Raw genomic sequence first — 20,870 nt, 5'->3', positions numbered from 1 at the left:
GACTGTAATGAATCTTATAATTCAACCACATCGAAAACGGCAGAAATTTAAATTTTTATGATGGGACGTAATTTCACCGTTTTTTGATAATCTTAGTCACCCATCCAGAATTAGAGGAAAACTTATAAGAAAATATTGCAGAGTATATTTATCTGCTCTCGTTAATCGTGCAGAAGATAAAAGAAAGAGGAATATTCATGCCTATGATATTTAAATCATCGTAATTTATACATCTAAATGAGATCTATAATTGGCTCTGGTATGTCATAGACACTGTAAACATACGAAAGAGCCAGCTTAAAAAAAAGCGAGCCGCAAGGCTCGCTTTTAATTCATTAAAGGTATCGGTTTCTTTCTCGTTCAATCTCTTCTGACGTATAGGGTTCAGCGTTGGGATCAAAATTCTGCCAGCCTTCGCGGGTATATACCTCGCGACGTGCGACAACATCAACGCGTGACGCGCCTGCCAGAATTGCGTCTGCTTCAGCTGCCCTGTTTTCAGGGACGCGCGCAGTCACCAGTGAGCCACCACGACGGACGCTTTCCGCATAAACATGCGCATCCTCTTCTGAAACGCCCGACTCCGTCAGCGCTCCAATAAGGCCACCTGCTACGCCACCGACCACGGCACCACCAACTGCACCGGCCAGAGTAGCGGCGAGCCAACCCGCAGCGACAACCGGACCAACACCCGGAATCGCCATAATTCCCAAGCCGGTTAACAAACCGCCGGCACCGCCGATTGCCGCACCTATTCCAGCGCCCACACCCGCACCTGCTCCAGCGTTGCTTTCACCCTCTCGGTGATGAGAAACGATAGAAATATCATCAGACGGAAAGCCGGCCGCTTCCAAGCGGTTAACTGCATCTTTCGCCGCATCATAATTATCAAATAGTCCGGTAACAGTTTTCATTTTACGCTCCGATAAAGATTGTTTTGAAAGATGAAGGCGGCTCTGAAACGAGCTTTACATTGCCTTCGTGGTTACATTTCCCTGATAATCAAGCTGGACCTGAACCTTGTCTGCCCCCTTCATTGCAGAGGCATTCCAAATCCCATCTTCCCCGAGCTTAAGATCCATGACACCACTATATCCGGCTTCTTCAATTCGGGATTTTGCCTGATCCTCAGTGAAGCTATTCTCGCCTTTCACTGGTGCGTCGGGGTTCTTATCGCTTGGTGTACTAACCGCCGGCGTCTCTTTCGCCGTCGAACCCGTATCGGGAGCCGAAGTTTGAGCAAAGGCAACAGAAGGCGCAAGAAAACATGCGCCGACTAGCGCTATGGTGCTGATTTTCATGATGTTTCTCCAATATTCAAACTTATTGTTTGGATACTGAATAAACGCATGAATACGTTATCGGTTCCGTGAGCTAAGCGTTTGTATGAAGAATAACTGTGCCACCCTCCTTGATTGTCACGAGCTTGCCCCCGATTACGTTTTAAACTCTTATCTTAACGAACATTTTTTCCGAGAAGTGTTTTAAACCTCTTTGAATGGGCCCTAATAAATTCCGTGCATCACTGCATCGTAATGATCTTCAATGGCTGTGGTGCAGTCGCATGACTTTTTACGCAAAGCGGCCTCATCCTCAATGATAACAACACCACGCTTTGTTGAAATAACCCCTTCTGCGCGGAGTTGCCCTATCGTCCTTGTTACAAACGTTCGTCCTACACCAAGCATTTCGGATAACTGGTCATGGGTGAGTTCAAAATGATCTGAGTTTGTTCTGGCAGATGCAGACAGCAGCCATTTTGCCGTTCGCTGGGTAATTGTGTGGGTTGCGTTGCAGGCTGCCGTTTGAAAGACTTGCGCCATCAGGCAATCTGAGTATCGCGCAAACCAGTGACGTAAAGTTATCGATTCCATTTTGACCTGCTCAAGAGCAGATGTTTTAATCCTGTAGAACCGCCCGGAATTACGCACTATTGCTGTTGCGTAGGCTTGAAGGCTACCATTTGAAACGATGCCACCTATTGCACCTTCTCTGCCGATTAGTGCAATTTCGACGGCACTGTTGTCCTCATCAACCCATCTCTGAAAACTGGCCATCGCGGGTCCGCAAGGAAACCATGTATTTACAACATCGTCACCGGCTTTATGCAAAATAGTAAGTGCCTCCAGATCAGCGGTAATTGTATGGGGGAGCAATTTTTTCCGATCCTCCTCGCTGAGCATCATCAACAGCAGGTTATCTGAGAAATCTTGCATCGATTGAATGCTCATCGAAAGCGTTTCCTTTATTCACTCTGGAACTGTCCATAAGTGGACAGATGGTTGCCGTTTGATATGTTACTTTTAGACATAACGAATATAGCTGATTGGAAATTTGGATTTGCCGATAGCGGAAATGAAAAGAAGCCAATCGACAAGCTTTGTGGTGCATTGCAAACGAATAATTCACCATTGTTATTATCAGACCCCTCGACAAATACCCGTTTGATTTGACTTCGTGAGAAAGTGTGCCGTTCGTAATGTCCCTATCTGAGCCGGTTAACCTCACAAATTGCGATCGCGAACCTATTCATATTCCGGGCTCAATACAGACACATGGTTTTATGCTTGTTGTTGATCCGGTAAGCCAGCGCTTGCTGTATGCCTCTTCCAATGTTGCTTCATTAACGGGCTATAGTGGCGATTTGATCCCTGGAATGGAAATTTCATTGATCATCGGCGAGAAAAATGCGCATGATTTTCGCAATGCTGCCGCCAAAGCAAGAGAACCAGGTCTATCTTCAATCTTAATAGGCTTGGGATTTCCTGGACGGCCAACGTTGTTCGATGCCATCGTTCACTCACACAATGGTAAGACTTTTATCGAGTTTGAACCTTGCCATGATCGTGGCCAGACAGCAAGACAAGAGCTGGATCTGACGCGCTCAGTCATTCACAGGCTCGGACGCGAGGAAAGCGTTGATCTTGCGGCAACAGCGGCCGCACGTCTCATGCGTGCCATGCTCGGTTATGATCGGGTGATGGATTATCGCTTTCTTCATAACGGCGCCGGTCGTGTTATTGCTGAGGCGAAATCGGCATCATTAACGAGCTTTATGGGACAGCATTTTCCAGCAAGTGATATTCCAGTTCAGGCGCGCAGGCTCTACATTAACAATACCATTCGGATGATTTCCGATACGACATCCAACCCTGTAGCGTTGACCCCTGCACTGAGCCTGGGTGAAGAACCAGTTGATATGTCGTTTGCGCAGTTGCGAAGTGTTTCGCCAATTCATTGTCAGTACCTGAACAATATGGGTGTCGCAGCTTCGCTTTCTATATCCGTAATCGTGGATAGAGAACTCTGGGGATTGATTGCATGCCATCATGACGCACCCAAAGTGACACCTCTGCCGCTGCGTACTGGTGCCGAATTGTTCGGCCAGTATTTTTCACTTCACATTGCCGCCTGCGAACGCCACGCAACACTGCAAGCTGCTGCCGATGTGCGAGCCAAGTTGGATACCATCGTTTCTCGACTTGGCGTGAATAGTTCGATGCGTGAAGACCTCATTGGACAATTGCCCGAATTTGCGAAACTTGTTTCCAGTCACGGTGCTGTGATATGGATGAATGACACGTGGTTTCAGCATGGCGATACGCTGGATCAACACTCTACCCTACATCTTCTTAAAAGGGCCAGAGAACAGAACAGCGCCGCCGTATTCTCAATGCCGAGCTAAATCACCGGGTTAAAAACATTCTTTCTCTGGTCAAATCTATCGCCAAACAAACAGGCATGGGGGCACAGAATGTCGAAGGCTATGCACACACACTGGAAGGACGCCTTCGGGCACTCGCAGTCGCACATGATCACTCTCTCGACATTACGAAAAGTGGGCTGATTAAGACGCTGATTGAAAGCGAGGCTAATCTTTATCGCGACAGTGCAGGTTCGGACAAAGTTTCCCTTAAAGGTGAAGCTCTCAGTCTGGATCAGCGCGCCTACAGTGTACTGTCACTTGTTGTACATGAGATGATGACCAATGCAGCAAAATATGGCGCACTCTCCACGAGCAATGGCCGGTTGGATATTAGCTGGCATCTCGAAGCGAATGGAGAATGCAGGATTGTCTGGCAGGAGAGCCAAGGTCCTGTCGTTGTACAGCCGACAAACACCGGCTTTGGAACCAAGCTGATCAGAAGCTCATTTGAATATGACTTACCGGGAAAAGTTCATATCGAACACAAGTCCGATGGGCTCTACGCAACATTTCAAATTCCCGCAGCATATGTTGGTTCAGAAGAACTCATGATGATCAGGGAGGCTCCATTATATATATCAGAAAAACCTCAACTGAAGGGCACTTCCATTCTCGTAGTTGAAGATCAGAGTCTTATCGCTATGGACGTGGAAGACACACTGCGCGAAATGGGTGCGCAGGACATAAGACTGGTCAGTGATGCCGAAGAGGCTATGGCTGCCCTTTCGACTTTCAAATTGCACATAGCGATCCTGGATTTCAATCTTGGCTCCATTACGTTAGAGACTGTCGCAGAGTATCTTTCTGAACGCGGAATTCCATTCATTTTCATGACTGGATATAGTGATCAGTCATCCATTCCTGAACGCTTCCGGCATATCGAAGTTATCCGCAAACCTATCGATATTTCATCGCTCATTATAAAGTTGAATTCAATGATTAATGCACAGATCTGATCGAAAGGGATGTGCTCTCAATAATCGTTATTTTTAATTTTGATAGTTTTAAACTTGATGAATAGAGCTTACCCGTTTCGTTTACCGGGCAGCTTTCTTAAGATTATGGGTCGTAGATTTTCAAATACTTCTGGCTTGGTATCGGAAAGACACTCGATTGCAGCTTCCACGAGGTTGAGTGCCAGAAAATCAGCCTGGCTTTCTTGTTGCAATTTCTTGCGATCAAATGGCGTCTCGTTCGTGGTTATCTGCCATAATGCCAGTCCGATACGGGCCGCTGGATTGAGACGTCTCAAACGCCGTAGAGTAAACTTGGCGCGATGTGCGGAGGATAAGTCCAGCACGCAAAGAACAATCGCAGTGGCACCTGCAATGTCTTCCTTGCGCAATTGACTGGGTTGAGTTTGCTCCTGATCAATCACCTTGGTTTGCGCTGCCTGAACCGACAAAACCTGCGCCAGCATCGCAGCCGTAATATCATCCAAAGGACCACGACCGCCTACACAAATTATAGATTTGTTTTCACCTGAGGGGATTTGCAACATTTCGCCATCTTCAGTGTCTGATATTGCATCAACAGAGACAGTTTCTTCATTATCCTCTTCTTCATCGGCTATTTGTTTGAGATTTGCGACCAGCATTCTGGAACTCTGTGAAATCTGTTGTAGCTGTGTGTCACTGAGAACGCCGCGAATGCGATCCTGTTCTGCAATTAGCAGCGCTGGAATGGCTACATTGCCGTAATATTCTACTAAAAATTGGTCTGATAATAATTCAAGCGCGTTGTCGGTGGCCTCATTAGGATCACCAGCCAGAAGTCGTTGATAAAGCCTCTCTTCGGGATTGAGTACCGGCTCCGATCCAAAAAGAATTTCAAGAAAGCGAAACTGCGGAACATAGCGCCCCAGAACGACCAAACATACGGTCAGTGGGGTTGAGAGTATCAATCCAATCGGACCCCATAACCATGTCCAGAAAATTGCAGAAACGATAATTGCTAAAGGTGACAGGCCGGTCCGCGATCCATAGAGCCACGGCTCAATTACATTGTTACTGATGAGTTCAAGCAAAACGAAAAGTGCGATGGTCCATAAAACAAGATCCCATCCGGGTGCTATCGCAAATGCCAGAAAGAGTGGCATTATCGCTGCGATAACCGGACCAATATATGGCGCAAATCGTAAAACTATTGCCAGCATGCCCCATAAAAGTGCGTTCGGTACACCTAAAATCCAAAGCCCAATGCCCAACGGCACGCCATAACTGATATTTACGACCAGCTGTGTGAGGAGATAGCGCCCCACACGCGTACCCGCCTCCTGCAAAGCTGAGGTGGTTCGATGAAGATCCCCATGACCCACCAGACGGATAAACCGATCTCGTAATTCTTCTCTCTCGAGAAGCATGAAGACCACCACCACAATAACGAGCCCCATAGTCGCAAGCGGCCCGATAAGCGGCCCCACGATTGTTTCAAGCGTTTGAATCGGATTTCGCTGTGAAAATATTTCTACGAGAATCGGCTTTCGCTGGGGCTGTCCTGAGACGGCCTTATCGACAGTTTGTCCCTCGTCCTGACTGATTTCCGCACCAATACGTTCCGCAAAGCTGTTCAGCCGATTAAGCAGACCATTATCGGTCCCAGTTTCTTTAAGCGTACGAATTTTCTCGATGATATTGTATTGATAAGTCGCGATGTTCTGACCAACTTCATTGACTTGAAATGCCAAGATTGCGCCAAACAATCCAATAATCAGAAACCCGCCCGTAACGCTGGTGATAATGGCAAACAAACGCGGCAAACCGATACGTCTGAGATAAGCGACAATCGGCGCCAGCATGAAGGTTAAGAGCACAGCAATGGCTAGTGGCAGGAAAACGTCTTGAGCAAAATAGAGAATAGCAACGACTGCGGCGACAGCTGCTAGTGCAGGAAGCCGCGATTGTTCCTGCGCTACAGCTAAAGAGTGGTTACCACGTCCAAGACCGCGCTGCATCATACCTCTTGCTCATTCGTGTTCCTATTGTGAAAATTGATAAGTAGAGCTGGCATTTAAAATGGCAAAGCATCTGAAAAGAGTGTTGCCTAAGGAAAATATTGTTAGGCTTTAATAAATATAACAGCCCCTATCGACAAGGCAAACCAGATACCGTGTTTACCACGATACGCAGAAAGCTCACTGCTTAAAGCAATGAGCTTTTCATAAAATGCGCAATCTATCAGGCTTTATCGATAACGCTTTTTACGGCATCTTTGGCCTTACCCTTGGCCTGCTGTGCATCGCCCTTGGCTTCCTGAGCCAGACCTTTGGCTTGCATCTCTTTGTTATCAATGGCTTTGCCGATTGATTGCTTAGCTTTACCAGCGAGTTCGTTAGCCTTTCCGGATACCTTATCTGAGGTACTGCTCATTTTAACTATCTCCGTAAACTATGTTTTTGTAACTTCATTTTAACAACGATCATCGCTAAAATTGGTTCCAAGGGAGTTTTCAATTTCGAAGTCCAGCACTCTGAAATCAGCGTTGAGACCCGGAGTGCGTCATTAATAGAACGGAACCCAACCTCGCATCACGCCCTACCATGAATTGCCAGACGAGACGCAGGGAGAACATGATGATAAGCACCAACAAACCTGGAAAATCTAATCAACGATACGGTTGAGGATAAATGTCACATTTTCAAATAAGAGTTTTACTAAATTGGCTCACGCCCAAATTATGCGGGGATCGCCCAGCTGGCCCATAGCGCGCAGTTGTTAAACGCAATGGGCGGATGCGATTGCTGATATTTGAAGGGAGGCCTTTGTATTCTTCGGTCCAGACTTCAAACCTGTTAAGCTGATCTGGCCCAAAGGTTGAAAATAGCGGAATGTCGCTGGCGTCTCTGCCACGCGCCACGAGAACCCGCCCTATCCTTGGTTGGTTATGACAGGGATCAAAAATGGCCTCAGACACAGCGTTGCAAGGTATCCGCCATATCCCGTCTGGGAGAAAAGCTCACCTATATCCATAACCAATGGGAAGGTCTGCAAACCTTCTTAACGGATGGTCGCGTAGAGATCGACCCAACACGGTTAAAACCTCATCCGGCCTATCGCTCTTAATCGCAGGAATGCGCTCTTTGCAGGTCTCGACGAAGGCGGCATCGCTTGGGGCCGCATCGCTTCGCTGATCGAAACTTGCAAAATCAACGATGTCGAACCCTTTGCATATCTCAAAGCAACACTCACTGCAATCGCAGCCGGACATCCCCAAAGCTGCCTTGATGATCTGCTCCCATGGAGCTTTAATACGTCAAGCTAAGAAACATGCGCAACGCAGCGAACGCTTACGCTGTAACCTGCATGCTAGCCTTCATTGAATTGGTCAGGCCTATCTTCATTCTTGTGGCTGCCACTAATCATTTAGGTTCAATATCTAACGGCAGCAGTTATCTTTTATGGGAAGCATGACAAAATCATTATGGATTATGTCGACGTAGAAAAAATAATATCGTTATTCTGTAGCGATTTTACCAGTTTCCCCAGCCCGACTGAATTTGATCCCTTAATAAGCACATTATCGCCATCTGAAAGCCACTGCCCAATTCGGCTTGGAGTATTTCAACGTTTTGGTACCATTTGCCGAAGGGACTTGTTTCCAAAATACCCTCTAGTGCATTCCAAAAAAACTTCATTAAGGCTCCACATGCAAGAACGCAGTCTGGTTTTAAAGCAGCCACACGCAAAGCTAAATCTTCATGATATTTAATTGAATTATCGCCAAGTTCCAGCATATCTCCAAGTATGAGGATCTTGCGTGAATGTTTTGGAAGTGTATTAAATATCGAAAGAGCATATTCCATTGAGAGGGGGTTGGAGTTGTAAGATTCATCGATAATATTTATCAATTTGCCGTTAAAATGGATGCTAATATTCTCGCCTCGTCCCGAAAGCGAATTAAACGTACTCAATTTCTCAATAAAATCATCAATTTCTAGTCCTAGAATACTCCGAACAGCCAGACAGGCTAAGCTGTTGATTGCCATATGCAGGCCTCGAGCTGTCATTGCATATTCAACAATACGACCTTCAATTGTTCGCGCAGTTATGGCATTCAATTCCGGGTCAAATTTTAAGATCTGAAAGTCAGCATCAAGTGATTCACCATAGGTCACTATATTAAGACCACGCTCAACCGCTTTACTTCTTAACAATTCAAAACAATGCGTTTCCCGAAAGATTACGGCCCAACCCTTAGGCTGGACACCCATAAAAATATTAGCTTTTCTTCGAGCGATATAATTCAGGTCTTTTCCGGGTGGCAGATGGGATGGCGCGATGTTTGTGATTACGGCGATATCTGGCCTAGCTAGTTTGATATTCTGAAAATTGGGGGCATTAATGGCGCTTACTGCGGCTTCCATTACCACGAGATCGGTATGTTCATAAGTATTCGCTAAAAGATGAAGCAGTCCGACCCGGGAATTATAATTTGTTCCCGCGTTGGAACTCACACTTCGATCAAACGACATAGCGTGCGCCAGCATGGCACTAAAAGTTGACTTCCCTGCACTCCCCGTAACGGCAACGACTTTTCCCCGCAGTCGCTGACGACCTGCTATACCCAACTGCATCAACGCATGAAGGGGATCATCGACTTGAAGCGCAGGCAATGACGGGCAAAGGGCCGGCAATGGGCGCGCTATGATTGTACCTGCGAGACGATGCTGAATTTTCACCAGCCGTTGATGCGAATCCCAATACTTTCCGGAAAGTTTCGAATACAATTCGTGACGGGCAACAATCTTAGTATCTGTAGCCACAAACATTCGGGGTTCAGGCATATCCTCATTGAATATCATATTCGACTTATGTGAGATTGAACCGACGTACCAATGAGGCGGCGGAGCCGTAATCCATTTTCCACCCGTGATTTGTTCAATTTGGTTTGCATCCCATAATACTTTTGGCAATTGCGATATCTTTTTGTCTGTCGCCAATTTATAAGTGGGAACGTTTGCCCTGAGTACGGCAAAAGCTTCAGTTGGTGACAGAGCAAACGGTACTTCAATTGGAAGCTTTTTTCGATCAATGACCCCGTCTTTAGATCTAAGACCCACAAAAAGACTTAAGACATCGTCCCGCCATTTTTTGACGAGAGGGGGGCGTAAGGCATAGAGGTCACGATAGATCGTGCCTTTGGACCAGCGACTTGTCGGCCACATCCAGTCACAGGGGTCATGATCGCAAGACGCGCCCCATCGCCCGACACCCACGCCATCACTATTTTCGGCTATGAAATCCAATCGCCAGTCTTGTGTGGTAGCCTCAGACAAAACCCAGTAGGATTCAACCCACATTAAAGCACGGCTGACCAATATTTCAGGACTAATCCGAACCCCCACCAATTCCAGAGGGCCGAGTTTTACTGGTGTCGAAAGCTTTATGTCTTCTGGAACTGCATCAACAATACAAGCGGATTGTGGCGAATGAAGTGGCTGCTGGTGAGGTTTCTCTGAAATGAAATCAGTAGTTCCCCCCTGTTGTAAGATGGGTCGAATGGGTGGATGCAAATCAATCACACCGGCGCCATTATCCATAACGTGCAAGCTGGTGCCAAACTCTTCGCACTTTTTCATATAACGCCGGGTGGCATTACGCGATGATATTTCATCCAAATTCGTTGTCGTGCAAAATCCTATCTCAAGGGGAGTGAAGTATATTTTTTTTACGCCTAATCGACTAACCTCGAGTGTGAAAATCGCCGTATCTTTGTCACTTCTCCTAATTGCATCAAACAACAAATCACCAGCATCATGTATGATTGGCCGACCTTTGTATATCTCGATACCCTGTAAGACATGCGCGGAAGAACCAAGTATGGCATCCGCACCAGCGTCAACTACTGCGTGACCGACAGAGATCTCACTACGGGAAGGGTAATGCTCATTATTTGCGCCCCAGTGGATTGCTACCAAAACAACGTCCGCAACCTGCCGCGCCTTGGCAATCAGCGGTTTAAGGCAAGAATACCAAACATCTGGTTTATTGATGTCAAGAAAAGCATGCCCTGCCGCGAACTCTGTTGCAGCAAAACTTCTTTGGGTTGAATCAATCGCAAAAAATGCGATGGTGACGCCCTTCACCCTGCGAATAACAGGTGTGAAAGCCTCTTTGAGAGTGGAACCCGACCCAGCATGATCAATCCCAGATGCTTTCAACCACTGTGCTTGCTCCATTAACGCGACAGAGCCATAATCACCACTATGATTATTTGCCGTCGCGACCAGTTGTATGTTCGCCTTTCTTAAGGCAGAGAGCATTTCGGGACGTGCGCGATAGTAATAGGAAGCCCTTTCTCCCTTGTTCAGCCCTTCTTGTCCATGCGTTGCGATTACACACTCTAAATTAGCGATATTCAAATCTGACCTTTGGAGGGCAGAAATGCTACCAAGAGAAAAATTTTCTCTATTTTCTTGATAAGCATAATGGAACCGCCGTCCAACGTTTACATCACCACCCCATGATATCCATACGGTTTCAGGTGATTTCGAAATCATGTGCATATCGCCCATTCTGAATATCTTTTGGTGGGTTGATTGGCGCTGCTGCTGAGTTTCTGTAATGCAGGAATGCTACCAAGCCAGATAAGTAATGCTCAACATCATCTATGCGGATGCGAAATGCATGATGGCGAATAAAAAAGCTTCCCTTAATCTTCCAGGGATTTGCGTAAAACATAGCTAGTTCCGGCCAGAAGTGACCATTTAGCAGATGATGGGCGCGGGCTTCCAACGCGCGATAAAACCTATCTAAGTCCAAACTTTCCAATAAATGTGAGTGTTTCGTGGACGTTTGTAATCGCAATATCATTTCCTGTGCGGCCATCATCAATTCTAACAGAGTTGGAAATGTTGTGATCCTATTTTCAACAAAATCTAAATAGTCTTTAAAGTTGTTTAGCCCGAAAACAAAGTATTCGCTCTTTGGCCTGTAACGCGTAATTTCGTTAACCGCATAAGAGAGCCAATGATCGTGGGCCTTCCAATGCTCGGCTGCGATAAAATAATTAAAACTTTTTTCAACGGCATTTATCCAACGTTCATCTCCTGTGAGAGAATAAAGCTTCATCAAGCCAAACGCTGCTTCTCCATCATAGTATATTATGCGAAAATCTGATTTTACTGTTAGTTCCGGATAATTCAGAACATGAGTAAATTTTCCAGCATCCTCATCCTGCATATATAATATTCCGCATGCAAGCTTATTGAGAATATCATGGTATCGATCAGTCATTAACACTTCACTGTACTTAACCAGCGCCAATAAACAGACCGCGTTTCCTCCAAGCTTTATTTCAGCGTTCTCATCAACCAAAAATGCAAGATCATGCTTTTGATGAATCACCACCTTAATCAATTCTTCTGTGAGATAAGCGATAGCTCTTTCGATCGCATCTCCAAGCAATGGATCTCGCGTAACAGACCATGCTTCAATCATCGCATATAAAGTGCTGGCATGCCTAAGGCTATTGTAGGCCTTTATGGGGCGATCAAAACAAGGGTGCCACCCGTAAATGAAACGGCCTGATTGGTCGACCTGTGTTGAAAGAAACTTGCTTCCCCTATCAATAAGTCCATAAATATCATCTTTTGACATTCGCTCGATCGTTCGACGCCCAGTCGTTCTTCCTGCGCCTGAGATCAAGTGAACGGTGTTTTCCTCGCAGTCGATGAATACCGCTTGTGTCGAAAACTTGTAGACGATGTCATCGGCATTCATACTGACATTGGACAAGCTGTGGCGGATCTTTGCGTATCGAAGAAAATTATTGGTGTTAATCACTGCATGTTGAATTTGCCCGCCCCCGTAAAGCATGGCATTCGCATTCAGTTCCGTTTCTAAAAATGCGTGTCGAAATTGCTTATCCAGTGATAAGCCGTAGCGATAGTAATTGCGCTTCGTGTTGTTTAGGTCCTTTTGGAGCGCTTTCCAACTAAGCGTCTCCACGTTTTCCAACCAATCAACACGGAGCCATCTTACTGCATCGCTTTTACCAACCAATTGAACTGTCTTCTCGATGGCCGCTTTCCAGCAATCACGAAAATTGGTCGCGCGAAACGTATGTGTCTCAGCGCGTTGTTTAGCATCTGTAAAAGAGATAAAAAGTACAACACAATCAAGATTCTCTCGTCTTATCGACGCCTTTACTCCATCTCTGACCTGTTCTTCAATTTGATCAAATAATGCTTTCATTTTTTGCGACATGCTATTTCCGATTAATGAGTTTTTATTACATCTCTATTTGATCTATCAATACCAATTTCTAACGATAAGAGTTTCCTGACATCTGAGCCTTATCGCTCCCGCAACGCTTCGCTGGCTCTGTTAAACGGCTTGATCAGATACTCGAAGACTGTTTTGGCGCCAGTGTGAATATCTACCGTGGCAATCATGCCCGGAACGATTGGGAAGCGCTGATCATTCTTGTTCATAAGCGCATCTGTTTCCGTCTTGATGAACACACGATAGTAATACTCCTCAGGCTTGATTTCGTCCTGAATAGTATCCGCAGAAATGCTCACGACCTTACCTTCAAGCGCTCCATAAATCGCATAATCATAGGCTGTGATTTTCACAGTCGCGCGCTGATCGGGGTGAATATAGGCAATATCACGCGGCAAAACCCGCGTTTCGATCAGCAACTGCTCATCAAGTGGCACGATCACCATCAGCTTGCCATTGGGCGGCACGACGCCGCCTATTGTTGCCACCTCAATATTCTTGACGATACCGCGCACCGGCGAGCGCAGCGTCATACGTGCAAGGGAATCGGAACGACCACGGATCACAGATGACAGCGAATCCACTTCGGCATTTGCTTTTGCCAGCTCCTCGCGCGCTTGCACAATATAATCAGATTTGATCTCTGTTTCTTTGAGCTGCAACTCAACTAACTGTCGCTTCAGGCGGATCACTTCAACATTGCTTGCTGCACCCATTTTACTCAAGGACTGACTGATATTCAGCTCATCCTGCACCAGCTGTTTTGATTCAGCGATCCATTGCAGCGCCTCTTTCAAGCTTTGCTTGCGCGCTTCAAACAGCCTTGTCTCTGATGCGACAAGCGCTGGAAACGCATCCAGTTCGGTTGAAAACAGCAGTTCAGTCTGGCTAACTTCAGCGTTAAGGCGTGCAGAACTTGCAAGTGCAGCACGATATTTTGCAGAACTTTCCTGAACACTCGATTCTGTCACTGTGGGATCAAGCTGGGCAAGTATCTGTCCCGGTTCGACAACATCGTCCTGACGCACCATAAGCTTGGCGACAACACCACCCTCAAGCGACTGAATAACCTGCTCCTGAGAGGTTGGCACGACCTTGCCGGTTCCTGTTGAAACCTCGTCCAGCAAGGCCAGATAAGACCAGCCGATGAGAACTGCGAAAAAGACAAAGACCAGCCGCACAAAGCGCTTCGACCGTTTAAGCCGCTGCCCCTGGTCGCTTCCATTAACCCAGGCTCCAAAGTCTCCGCCCACGGCCGCCATATATTCTCTCCGGGTTATATCGTCTTTGTCGGTTCCACTTTGCTCATCCCACGCAGGGTTTGCAGTCCCCGCTCTTTGCTATCGTCCAGAGCAACCTGACCGTTCTCAATCACAATGAGGCGCTGCACCAATTCAAGGACACGCATTCGGTGGGTTGCGATAATCACCGTGCGTCCCGCACTCCACTTGGCAAACTGCTGGATGAAATGGCGTTCTGTCGCCTCATCCATTGTCGATGTAGGTTCATCGAGCAGAATTACCGACGGATCACGGATAAGAAGACGCGCCAGAAGAATTGCTTGTTTCTGACCGCCGGAAAGACCGCCACCCCCTTCCTGCACCAGATGTTCAAGACCTTTCGGCAGCTTACGCACAAAACTGTCGGCACCGACCATAATCAGTACACGCTGGATTTCAGCATCCGATGCGTCCGGTGCGCCCATGGTGATGTTTTCGCGCAGCGAACCGAAAAACAGTCGCGAATTCTGGGTCAGCAGACCAACATCGCGCCTAACATCTGCGGGATCAATTTGGGGCAGAGATAAATCATCGAGCAAAACCTCGCCGTCAGATGCATCCAGCAATCCGGACATGGCCATCAGAAGCGTGGATTTACCCGCACCATTGCGACCGAGAACAGCGATACATTCGCCCTGCTCAACTTTCAGGTCTTTAACGAGCAACACTGGCGGAGAGCTCTCATCACCGTACCGAAACAGCGCGCTTTTCAGCTGGAAAGAACCGTTGATTTTTGGGCAATGAATTCGCGTTTCCGTGTCAGGATGATCAACCGGCATCTGCATCAGCTGATCAAGACCTTTTTTGGCAATACGTGCGTGCTGCAGCCGACCCAGAATTTGCGAAAGTTGCCCCATCGGTGCCAGCATGCGCGACCCGAGAATTGATGCGCCAACCAACGCACCCGTGGTCATGTCGCCTGCAATAATCAGCGGCGCACCTGCAAAGACCGTCAAAGCGTACACACCAGCCTGAACGTTTTGTGTCCAGACGCTGAGACTGTTTGTAAGCGCACGCAATCTGATCTGCGCTTCGCCTGTTACGGCATTAAAATGGTTCCACTGCTGCTGAAAGTGGTCCTCGGCCTGAAGACCTTTTATGTCTTCGATCCCCTGCACGGTTTCCACTAGCATGGCATTGCGCAGCGATGCTTCGCGCATGGCCTGATTGGCATAAATCCTCAACCGACGTTGCAACAAAAGTCCGGGTATAATCAGCGCAACCAAAGCTCCCAGCGGAATGGCAACCATCCATCCGGCCAAAAACCAGTAAATGACGAGAAACATGAAGAAGAACGGCAGATCGGCAAGGGCTGCGACAGTCGTCGATGTCAGCAGTTCACGCACTTGCTCCGTATCGCGAAGCTGAGCGATGAACGAGCCGGTCGATGTTGGTCTGGCGCGGTTTTTAACGCGAAGCGCATGACCAAAAACCACATCCGACATTTGCAAATCAGACTGTTTGCCCAACACATCGATGATGCCCATGCGCGCACGTCGCATAAGAAAATCAAACAGAATGGCCAGCAGAACACCGCTAAACAGAACGTAAAGCGTATTAAAAGATTGTGCAGGTACCACGCGATCATAGACTTGCATGGAAAAAACAATGCCTGCAAGGCCAAGCGTGTTGGCGATCAGTGACGCGACGAGGACATGGCCGTAAGAGCCCATGTCGCGAAACAGGATGCGTCGCAGCCAATTCTCTTCAAACGGCTTGATATAGGCATCGACGCGCGCATCAGGAACGGTTTTCGACGGGCGGGCGAGAATGATTTTTTCGGTTTCGGCCAGAAGCACATCCAGTTTGAAAGGCTGCTCCAGACCTTGCTCGCCAATCATCCAGGCGCTGACTTCCCGATCTTTCGACAGGGTATTTACGACAGCGAGCTGCCCGTCATTCAGCTTCAGAACAAAAGGCAAATGCCACGTCGAGAGTGTGATCGTCGCCGGATCAACAAACCTTATTCCGAGGCCGACATGCCGCGCAATAGAGCTTATCTTTGAATTTTCGTCCGTGCTGATGCTTGCGGCCGCTGCAATCTTTGCGCCCTGCAGAGATATAGGAATGCGATAATGCTGCGCGACGCGTCCAAGCGCTTCAAGCCACTCATCCGCATCGAAACTCAAATTTCCCGCAGGCTTCTTCAACCGTTCAGCGGGTTCATTCAGATCAACACCATCAAAGCCGGGAGGGTTTTCGTCATGCCTCATAGTGTACCTCCGCCTTCCCGCAACATGGATGCATTAAGACCGAAGCTTTGCCGCGTCTTACCGGAACTGTAGAGACAGTTGATATCCAGACGACGGATGTCATGAACCGTATTGGCTGTTTGGAACCGTGCTTCATGCAGTTCCTGTTCGGCATTCAGCAAATCAAGCAGGGTTCGTGTGCCAAGCTCGACATATTGTTCGCGATAAAGATCACGGGTTTTAACCATCATATTGGCGCGCGTTTCTAGCGAACTCATGAGCCGGTTCAACGTACCAATCTGGCTGCGCGACTCCATAAGATTACGCTGAACGTCGAAGCGCGCCGTGCTGATTGCTGCCTCGGCCGATTGCAAAGCGTAAGCGGCGGCGCGTTTACGTGCGCCTGTCTGGCCACCATTATAGAGGCTGGAAGATACATTCACGCCGACTGAATATTCAGGTTGCCGGTCGTTGCTGCGTGTATCGTCGCGTGAAGCATTCAGATCATAGCCGGTTGTCGCTTCAAGCGAGACTGTGGGCAAGCCATCGGCGCGGCTTGCCGCGAGCTGCGCTTTGGCTTCTTCGCGTGCAGCTTGCGCCTCAAGCATCGCTGGCACCTGCTCCCAATCGGGTGCGGCTATGCTACAAGAATTTCCAAGCCATGACGGAACAGATGCAGCGGGGTTTGGCGAGCCACCACCAATGAGCGCGGAAAGTGCAACCTGCCAGCGGCTCAGCTCCGATTGATATTGGAGTTGGGTTGCGAGTGCCGATTCAACACGCGCATCTGCCTGCACCTTGTCAGACATGGTGCTCGCGCCTTTATCCGTGCGTTCATTCACAAGACCTGCGATTTTTTTGACGCCGTCAACCTGCGCCTGTGCATAGGACGACAGCGTACGATAGCGCTGCACCTCAACAATTGCATTGGCGGTATCGCGTGCGAGATTATCGACCGTGAGAAGCAAACGCGCGTGGTTGATAGCCTTACCCGCACGTTCCGTATCGACCGCACTCGATACTTTGCCAAAATCATAAAGCATTTGCGACGCGCCAACATTAAACTGCGGTCGCCATCCATTTGTGTTGTTGCTTTGATAGCCTGAATTTACACCCGCTTGCAGCTTCGGATAATAACCCGCCTGAGCTGCGCGTATGCGTTCATCCGAGGCCAAAATCCTGCCAGACGCTTCGTCAACGGCAGGGTGCCAACCCAGCGCCCGCCGGACAGCGGTTTCCATCGTAAGGGAACCACTATCCGGCAACCTGGCCGCCGACTTGGGAGACGTGGCACTCGTCACAGCACTCCTATCAACCGCTGGTACGGGGGCGTAACCAGCAGTTGACAGGGGCCGCGGGGCTTCGGTCTTCTTTGACTGAGACAGGTTATCATTTGTCAAAGCGAGATTGTTTGCAGACATTTGGCACGCAGCCAAAATGCATGAAATCATCGATATTGTCGCGAAACGTCTTAAAACCTGGAATTTTCGCATCGAGTATCCGTTATGACCGGCACAGGCCGGTATTTCATGATCTGACCTTCGCCGCCCTGGCCTCGGCGGCGAAAGGAAATCTCGGCGGATCAAACCGCGTGTGTCGTGTGAAGATCATCCTCCTGCGTGAGCGGATCAGGGACCAGATGGCTGAGTGGATCATCAAATGCATCCGCATTCTCACCCACATCAGCACTGCTGCCATTCATCGCGTTAGCCGAAACAAAACTGTCTTGATCCGAGGTTTGGTCTTCACCGGATGGCAGTGGTACATCACCGCTACCCTCATCAAGGAACACGCCTTCCGTCAGACCGTTTTCAGCAGCATGTTCACTTGCGGAACCTGCTTCTGCGACTTCACTAAGATCTCCAATCGGAACGACATCACTGTCGCTATCATCTGCTCCGTCTGCGTCACTGCTTCCTTCATCGGTTACAGTATGAGCAGCCAACAGATTATCGTCCGTTTGACTATCCGTATGAGTATTGGTGTCGTCGTTGTGTTCAGCCGTAGTGGCCGCATTTTCATGATCAGCTGCGGCGACACTATCGTCATGCACGGGATCTTCTGCGAAACGCGCAAGTGATATTTGACCCATTTCTTCAAGATCGACAGTCAGTTGTGCAGTCGATTCGTGACCATTGGGCAGAACGATCTTATAAGTAAAGCTTTCCGATGCTTCGCGATCAGCGTAGCTTATATTTGAGTGCGGCTGATACTTGTAGGAACCGTTACTGTAGATCGTCAGGTCACCATAGGTTCCAGCAACAACCGTTCCCGTTGCAAGAACATTTACAAAACCACCAGAACCTTGCACCTGCAATTTCGCAGTGACCGGCAGAGAGCCATCATTGTCGAACAGATTGCCAGTCGTGCCCGGATTGTTCTGGATAATGTGCTGATCAGGATACAAGACATTGACATCCGTAACCGTATTCACCGTGCCCAACACACCTGTCAGTGTCGTGTGAACGCGGTATTGTCCGGCTCCCAGATTGAGACTACCGATATCGATTGTCTTCACAACACCCAGCAAGCCGACGGTCATCGAGAATGTTTCTGGTATACCTACATTCTGCCAGGAGCCACCAACGAATTGCTGGATAACCACTGTACCGTTGGCAGCTGCCGCCACAGTTACCGATACGCTCACCGTACCAAAGGCATCCATATCACTGCCAATAGTGAACGTGTTGCTGTTGGACGATTGTGGTATGCCCAAAGCAGCGCCCAAACCTTGGGTCTGATTAAAGAAGGCGTTGTTCACCACATTGGCCCAGATTATTCCGGCCGTATCAGTGTCGTTGGTCGCGACGAAGTCGTATGTCGCATCCTCTGCGAAGTTATTGTTATCCCAGACCAGACCCTGACCATCACTATCAATTCTGATGTTCAGTTCAGCTGACGTGTTCGTACCTGTCAGGGGATCAAATTTGGTGTAGGTGAACTGATCGACCTTACCAATGCTCTCCAGACTTCCATTCGGTGTATAGGTGTATGAACCATCCTGATGGATTACCAGATTACCATATTGACCTTCGATTGTTGTTCCTTGAGCACCCGGCGCAACAGCGTGAGGTATTCCCTCGACAGTAACGCTGGTGACGAGATGGCCAGAACTGATAGCGGTTCCGTCATTGGCAAGGACGTTACCCTCGATATCTTCAACCTGAATACCTGATGGCTGAAGATAGTTCAGATCTGATCCCGAAACCTGCAGATTGCCAATCAGCCCGACACTCAACAGACTTTGTGAAGCGGCAAAGGCGCGATACGTACCTTCGCCCAGAAGCGCACTCGCTTGGGCACTGTTACCCAGAAGCGTCAAGTTAAGTAGTGTCGCATCACCTGTGCCATCCACGGATGACCACGTTCCATCTGGCATGAGCTTCTGAACAACAATTGTTGTATTGGAAGCCACATCCACACCCAACAGCTGCGAATAGCTGAACTCCAGATTCTGTTGATGACCTTGTGCAACCACGAAGTTGCTGGCAGGGACACTCAACACCGTTATATCCGCACCAAGCAGCCCAACCAGCAGAACATACGCTGCATTTGGATGAGTAACGCTGGTTTCGGTCGGCAAAATGTTCACTTCTGCGGTCACATTGTCCACGATTGGAGCCGTGCTGGCTGGATCAATCAATGGCGCAGTTGCAGCGGCAGAATCAGAGACGTTTTCAGCAGCATCCTCAAGTGTTGCAGAGAGCTGTCCACCGTCGCGTTGTGGTGGGTTGAGGGTGATCTGGAAACTGCCGTTGCTGCCGACATTACCCTCGCCAACAATATTGTTATCCGCATCACGAATAACAACCTTGGCTTCAGGCTCACCCTTACCGCTGATCGTATTGCCGTCAGGGCTGACACTCAATTCTGACGGTGCAGATGGCGGCAGAGTATCCGGAACTGTTGCGGAACTTTCTTGCGACTGATTACCCGCTTCATCTGTCTGGGTAACCAGCACATTCTGACCGTTGCTCTGCGCTAGTTCATATGTTGCAGAACCACCTGCTCCCAGCGGAACCGTTGCAATAACACCGCCCTGAGCATTGTAGATGGTAGCCGTTGCATTTGGCTCACCGGTTATTGTCAGCGTAACACCGTCGTCGCCCACAGTTACGGTCGGAGCGAGTGGTGCGAGTGAGTCTGGAACCGGAACGACAGCCGCATCCGAGACATTGCCTGCAACATCTGTCTGCGTGACGGTCACATCCTGTGCGTCGCTTGGTTCAAGAAGGATCGAGCCTGCGCCCTCACCATCCAGAACAACCGTGCCAAGTGGCGAACCATCCGCTGCGGTGATCGTTGCCGTTGCACCAGGCTCACCGGTAATTGTCAGCGTGACACCGTCTTCGCCAACTGCAACCTCAACCAATGGCGCATCAGGTGCCAGGGTATCTGGAACCGGAACGACAGCCGCATCCGAGACATTGCCTGCAACATCTGTCTGCGTGACGGTCACATCCTGTGC

Annotated in this window: 15 protein-coding genes and 1 pseudogene; 4 read left to right on the top strand and 12 right to left on the bottom strand. The window is 48.5% G+C overall.

All coding sequences use genetic code 11. The features are described from left to right. Positions 1-335: 335 nt before the first annotated feature. From WH356_RS14095 to WH356_RS14085, 3 genes are all read right to left on the bottom strand, one after another. A complete protein-coding gene (locus WH356_RS14095; RefSeq protein ID WP_339511819.1) occupies positions 336-914 on the bottom strand; it encodes a general stress protein in 579 nt (192 codons plus the stop codon). A 54-nt stretch (positions 915-968) separates the two neighbouring features. Continuing rightward, a complete protein-coding gene (locus WH356_RS14090; protein ID WP_339511817.1) occupies positions 969-1,301 on the bottom strand; it encodes a PepSY domain-containing protein in 333 nt (110 codons plus the stop codon). Positions 1,302-1,505: 204 nt separating this feature from the next. Further along, a complete protein-coding gene (locus tag WH356_RS14085) occupies positions 1,506-2,231 on the bottom strand; it encodes a Crp/Fnr family transcriptional regulator (protein ID WP_339511815.1) in 726 nt (241 codons plus the stop codon). Between the two features lie 332 nt (positions 2,232-2,563). On the opposite strand from WH356_RS14085, the gene WH356_RS14080 reads away from it, so the two are divergent. Beyond that, positions 2,564-3,685: a GAF domain-containing protein gene (locus WH356_RS14080; protein ID WP_339511813.1), complete on the top strand. Its 1,122-nt coding sequence runs from the start codon at positions 2,564-2,566 to the stop codon at positions 3,683-3,685. Further along, the gene (locus WH356_RS14075; protein ID WP_339512076.1) at positions 3,667-4,662 is read left to right on the top strand and encodes an HWE histidine kinase domain-containing protein; all 996 of its coding nucleotides are present in this window, start codon (positions 3,667-3,669) and stop codon (positions 4,660-4,662) included. The genes WH356_RS14080 and WH356_RS14075 overlap by 19 nt, the downstream gene beginning before the upstream one ends. 68 nt (positions 4,663-4,730) lie before the next feature. Here WH356_RS14075 and WH356_RS14070 read toward each other — a convergent pair whose 3' ends face one another. The 3 genes and pseudogenes from WH356_RS14070 to WH356_RS14060 form a co-directional block, all read right to left on the bottom strand. After that, positions 4,731-6,659 carry an AI-2E family transporter gene (locus WH356_RS14070; protein WP_339512074.1) on the bottom strand — a complete coding sequence of 643 codons (1,929 nt, stop codon included), beginning with the start codon at positions 6,657-6,659 and terminating at the stop codon, positions 4,731-4,733. A gap of 223 nt (positions 6,660-6,882) precedes the next feature. Further along, on the bottom strand, positions 6,883-7,074 hold the full coding sequence (locus tag WH356_RS14065) for a CsbD family protein (RefSeq protein WP_310013936.1): 192 nt from the start codon (positions 7,072-7,074) through the stop codon (positions 6,883-6,885). A gap of 268 nt (positions 7,075-7,342) precedes the next feature. Beyond that, a pseudogene (locus tag WH356_RS14060) lies at positions 7,343-7,606 on the bottom strand (transglutaminase family protein); the annotation flags it as partial. Between WH356_RS14060 and WH356_RS24080 the strand changes: the two are divergent. Together WH356_RS24080 and WH356_RS24075 are read left to right on the top strand one after the other, a co-directional pair. Next, complete coding sequence (locus WH356_RS24080) at positions 7,519-7,767, top strand: IS66 family transposase (protein WP_445253672.1); 249 nt, start codon at positions 7,519-7,521, stop codon at positions 7,765-7,767. The pseudogene WH356_RS14060 and the gene WH356_RS24080 overlap by 88 nt on opposite strands. Beyond that, positions 7,748-7,966 carry a transposase domain-containing protein gene (locus tag WH356_RS24075; protein ID WP_421566294.1) on the top strand — a complete coding sequence of 73 codons (219 nt, stop codon included), beginning with the start codon at positions 7,748-7,750 and terminating at the stop codon, positions 7,964-7,966. The genes WH356_RS24080 and WH356_RS24075 overlap by 20 nt, the downstream gene beginning before the upstream one ends. 208 nt (positions 7,967-8,174) lie before the next feature. Here WH356_RS24075 and WH356_RS14050 read toward each other — a convergent pair whose 3' ends face one another. From WH356_RS14050 to WH356_RS14025, 6 genes are all read right to left on the bottom strand, one after another. After that, positions 8,175-11,219: a CapA family protein gene (locus WH356_RS14050; RefSeq protein ID WP_339511810.1), complete on the bottom strand. Its 3,045-nt coding sequence runs from the start codon at positions 11,217-11,219 to the stop codon at positions 8,175-8,177. Further along, positions 11,185-12,912 carry a hypothetical protein gene (locus tag WH356_RS14045; RefSeq protein WP_339511808.1) on the bottom strand — a complete coding sequence of 576 codons (1,728 nt, stop codon included), beginning with the start codon at positions 12,910-12,912 and terminating at the stop codon, positions 11,185-11,187. Before WH356_RS14045 ends, WH356_RS14050 begins: the two co-directional genes overlap by 35 nt. 89 nt (positions 12,913-13,001) lie before the next feature. After that, positions 13,002-14,192: an HlyD family efflux transporter periplasmic adaptor subunit gene (locus tag WH356_RS14040; protein ID WP_339511806.1), complete on the bottom strand. Its 1,191-nt coding sequence runs from the start codon at positions 14,190-14,192 to the stop codon at positions 13,002-13,004. A gap of 14 nt (positions 14,193-14,206) precedes the next feature. Continuing rightward, positions 14,207-16,423 (bottom strand): type I secretion system permease/ATPase, encoded by a 2,217-nt coding sequence (locus tag WH356_RS14035; RefSeq protein WP_339511804.1) that lies wholly within the window; start codon positions 16,421-16,423, stop codon positions 14,207-14,209. Continuing rightward, positions 16,420-17,703 carry a TolC family outer membrane protein gene (locus WH356_RS14030; RefSeq protein WP_339511802.1) on the bottom strand — a complete coding sequence of 428 codons (1,284 nt, stop codon included), beginning with the start codon at positions 17,701-17,703 and terminating at the stop codon, positions 16,420-16,422. The genes WH356_RS14035 and WH356_RS14030 overlap by 4 nt, the downstream gene beginning before the upstream one ends. A gap of 281 nt (positions 17,704-17,984) precedes the next feature. Then, on the bottom strand, positions 17,985-20,870 hold a 2,886-nt coding region (locus tag WH356_RS14025), incomplete at its 5' end, for a BapA/Bap/LapF family large adhesin (RefSeq protein WP_339511800.1).

This window comes from Ochrobactrum sp. MYb379, from assembly GCF_037479515.1.
Taxonomy (GTDB): Bacteria; Pseudomonadota; Alphaproteobacteria; order Rhizobiales; family Rhizobiaceae; genus Brucella.
The sequence above is the reverse complement of the archived record's forward strand: the minus strand, read 5'-3'. Positions and strand labels throughout refer to the sequence as shown.

Excerpts from the sequence above, each read along its gene's own strand:
- WH356_RS14095 (WP_339511819.1), bottom strand. The coding sequence starts at position 914 with ATGAAAACTGTTACCGGACTATTTGATAATTATGATGCGGCGAAAGAT.
- WH356_RS14090 (WP_339511817.1), bottom strand. The coding sequence starts at position 1,301 with ATGAAAATCAGCACCATAGCGCTAGTCGGCGCATGTTTTCTTGCGCCT.
- WH356_RS14085 (WP_339511815.1), bottom strand. The coding sequence starts at position 2,231 with ATGAGCATTCAATCGATGCAAGATTTCTCAGATAACCTGCTGTTGATG.
- WH356_RS14080 (WP_339511813.1), top strand. The coding sequence starts at position 2,564 with ATGCTTGTTGTTGATCCGGTAAGCCAGCGCTTGCTGTATGCCTCTTCC.
- WH356_RS14070 (WP_339512074.1), bottom strand. The coding sequence starts at position 6,659 with ATGCAGCGCGGTCTTGGACGTGGTAACCACTCTTTAGCTGTAGCGCAG.
- WH356_RS14065 (WP_310013936.1), bottom strand. The coding sequence starts at position 7,074 with ATGAGCAGTACCTCAGATAAGGTATCCGGAAAGGCTAACGAACTCGCT.
- WH356_RS14050 (WP_339511810.1), bottom strand. The coding sequence starts at position 11,219 with ATGGGCGATATGCACATGATTTCGAAATCACCTGAAACCGTATGGATA.
- WH356_RS14045 (WP_339511808.1), bottom strand. The coding sequence starts at position 12,912 with ATGTCGCAAAAAATGAAAGCATTATTTGATCAAATTGAAGAACAGGTC.
- WH356_RS14040 (WP_339511806.1), bottom strand. The coding sequence starts at position 14,192 with ATGGCGGCCGTGGGCGGAGACTTTGGAGCCTGGGTTAATGGAAGCGAC.
- WH356_RS14035 (WP_339511804.1), bottom strand. The coding sequence starts at position 16,423 with ATGAGGCATGACGAAAACCCTCCCGGCTTTGATGGTGTTGATCTGAAT.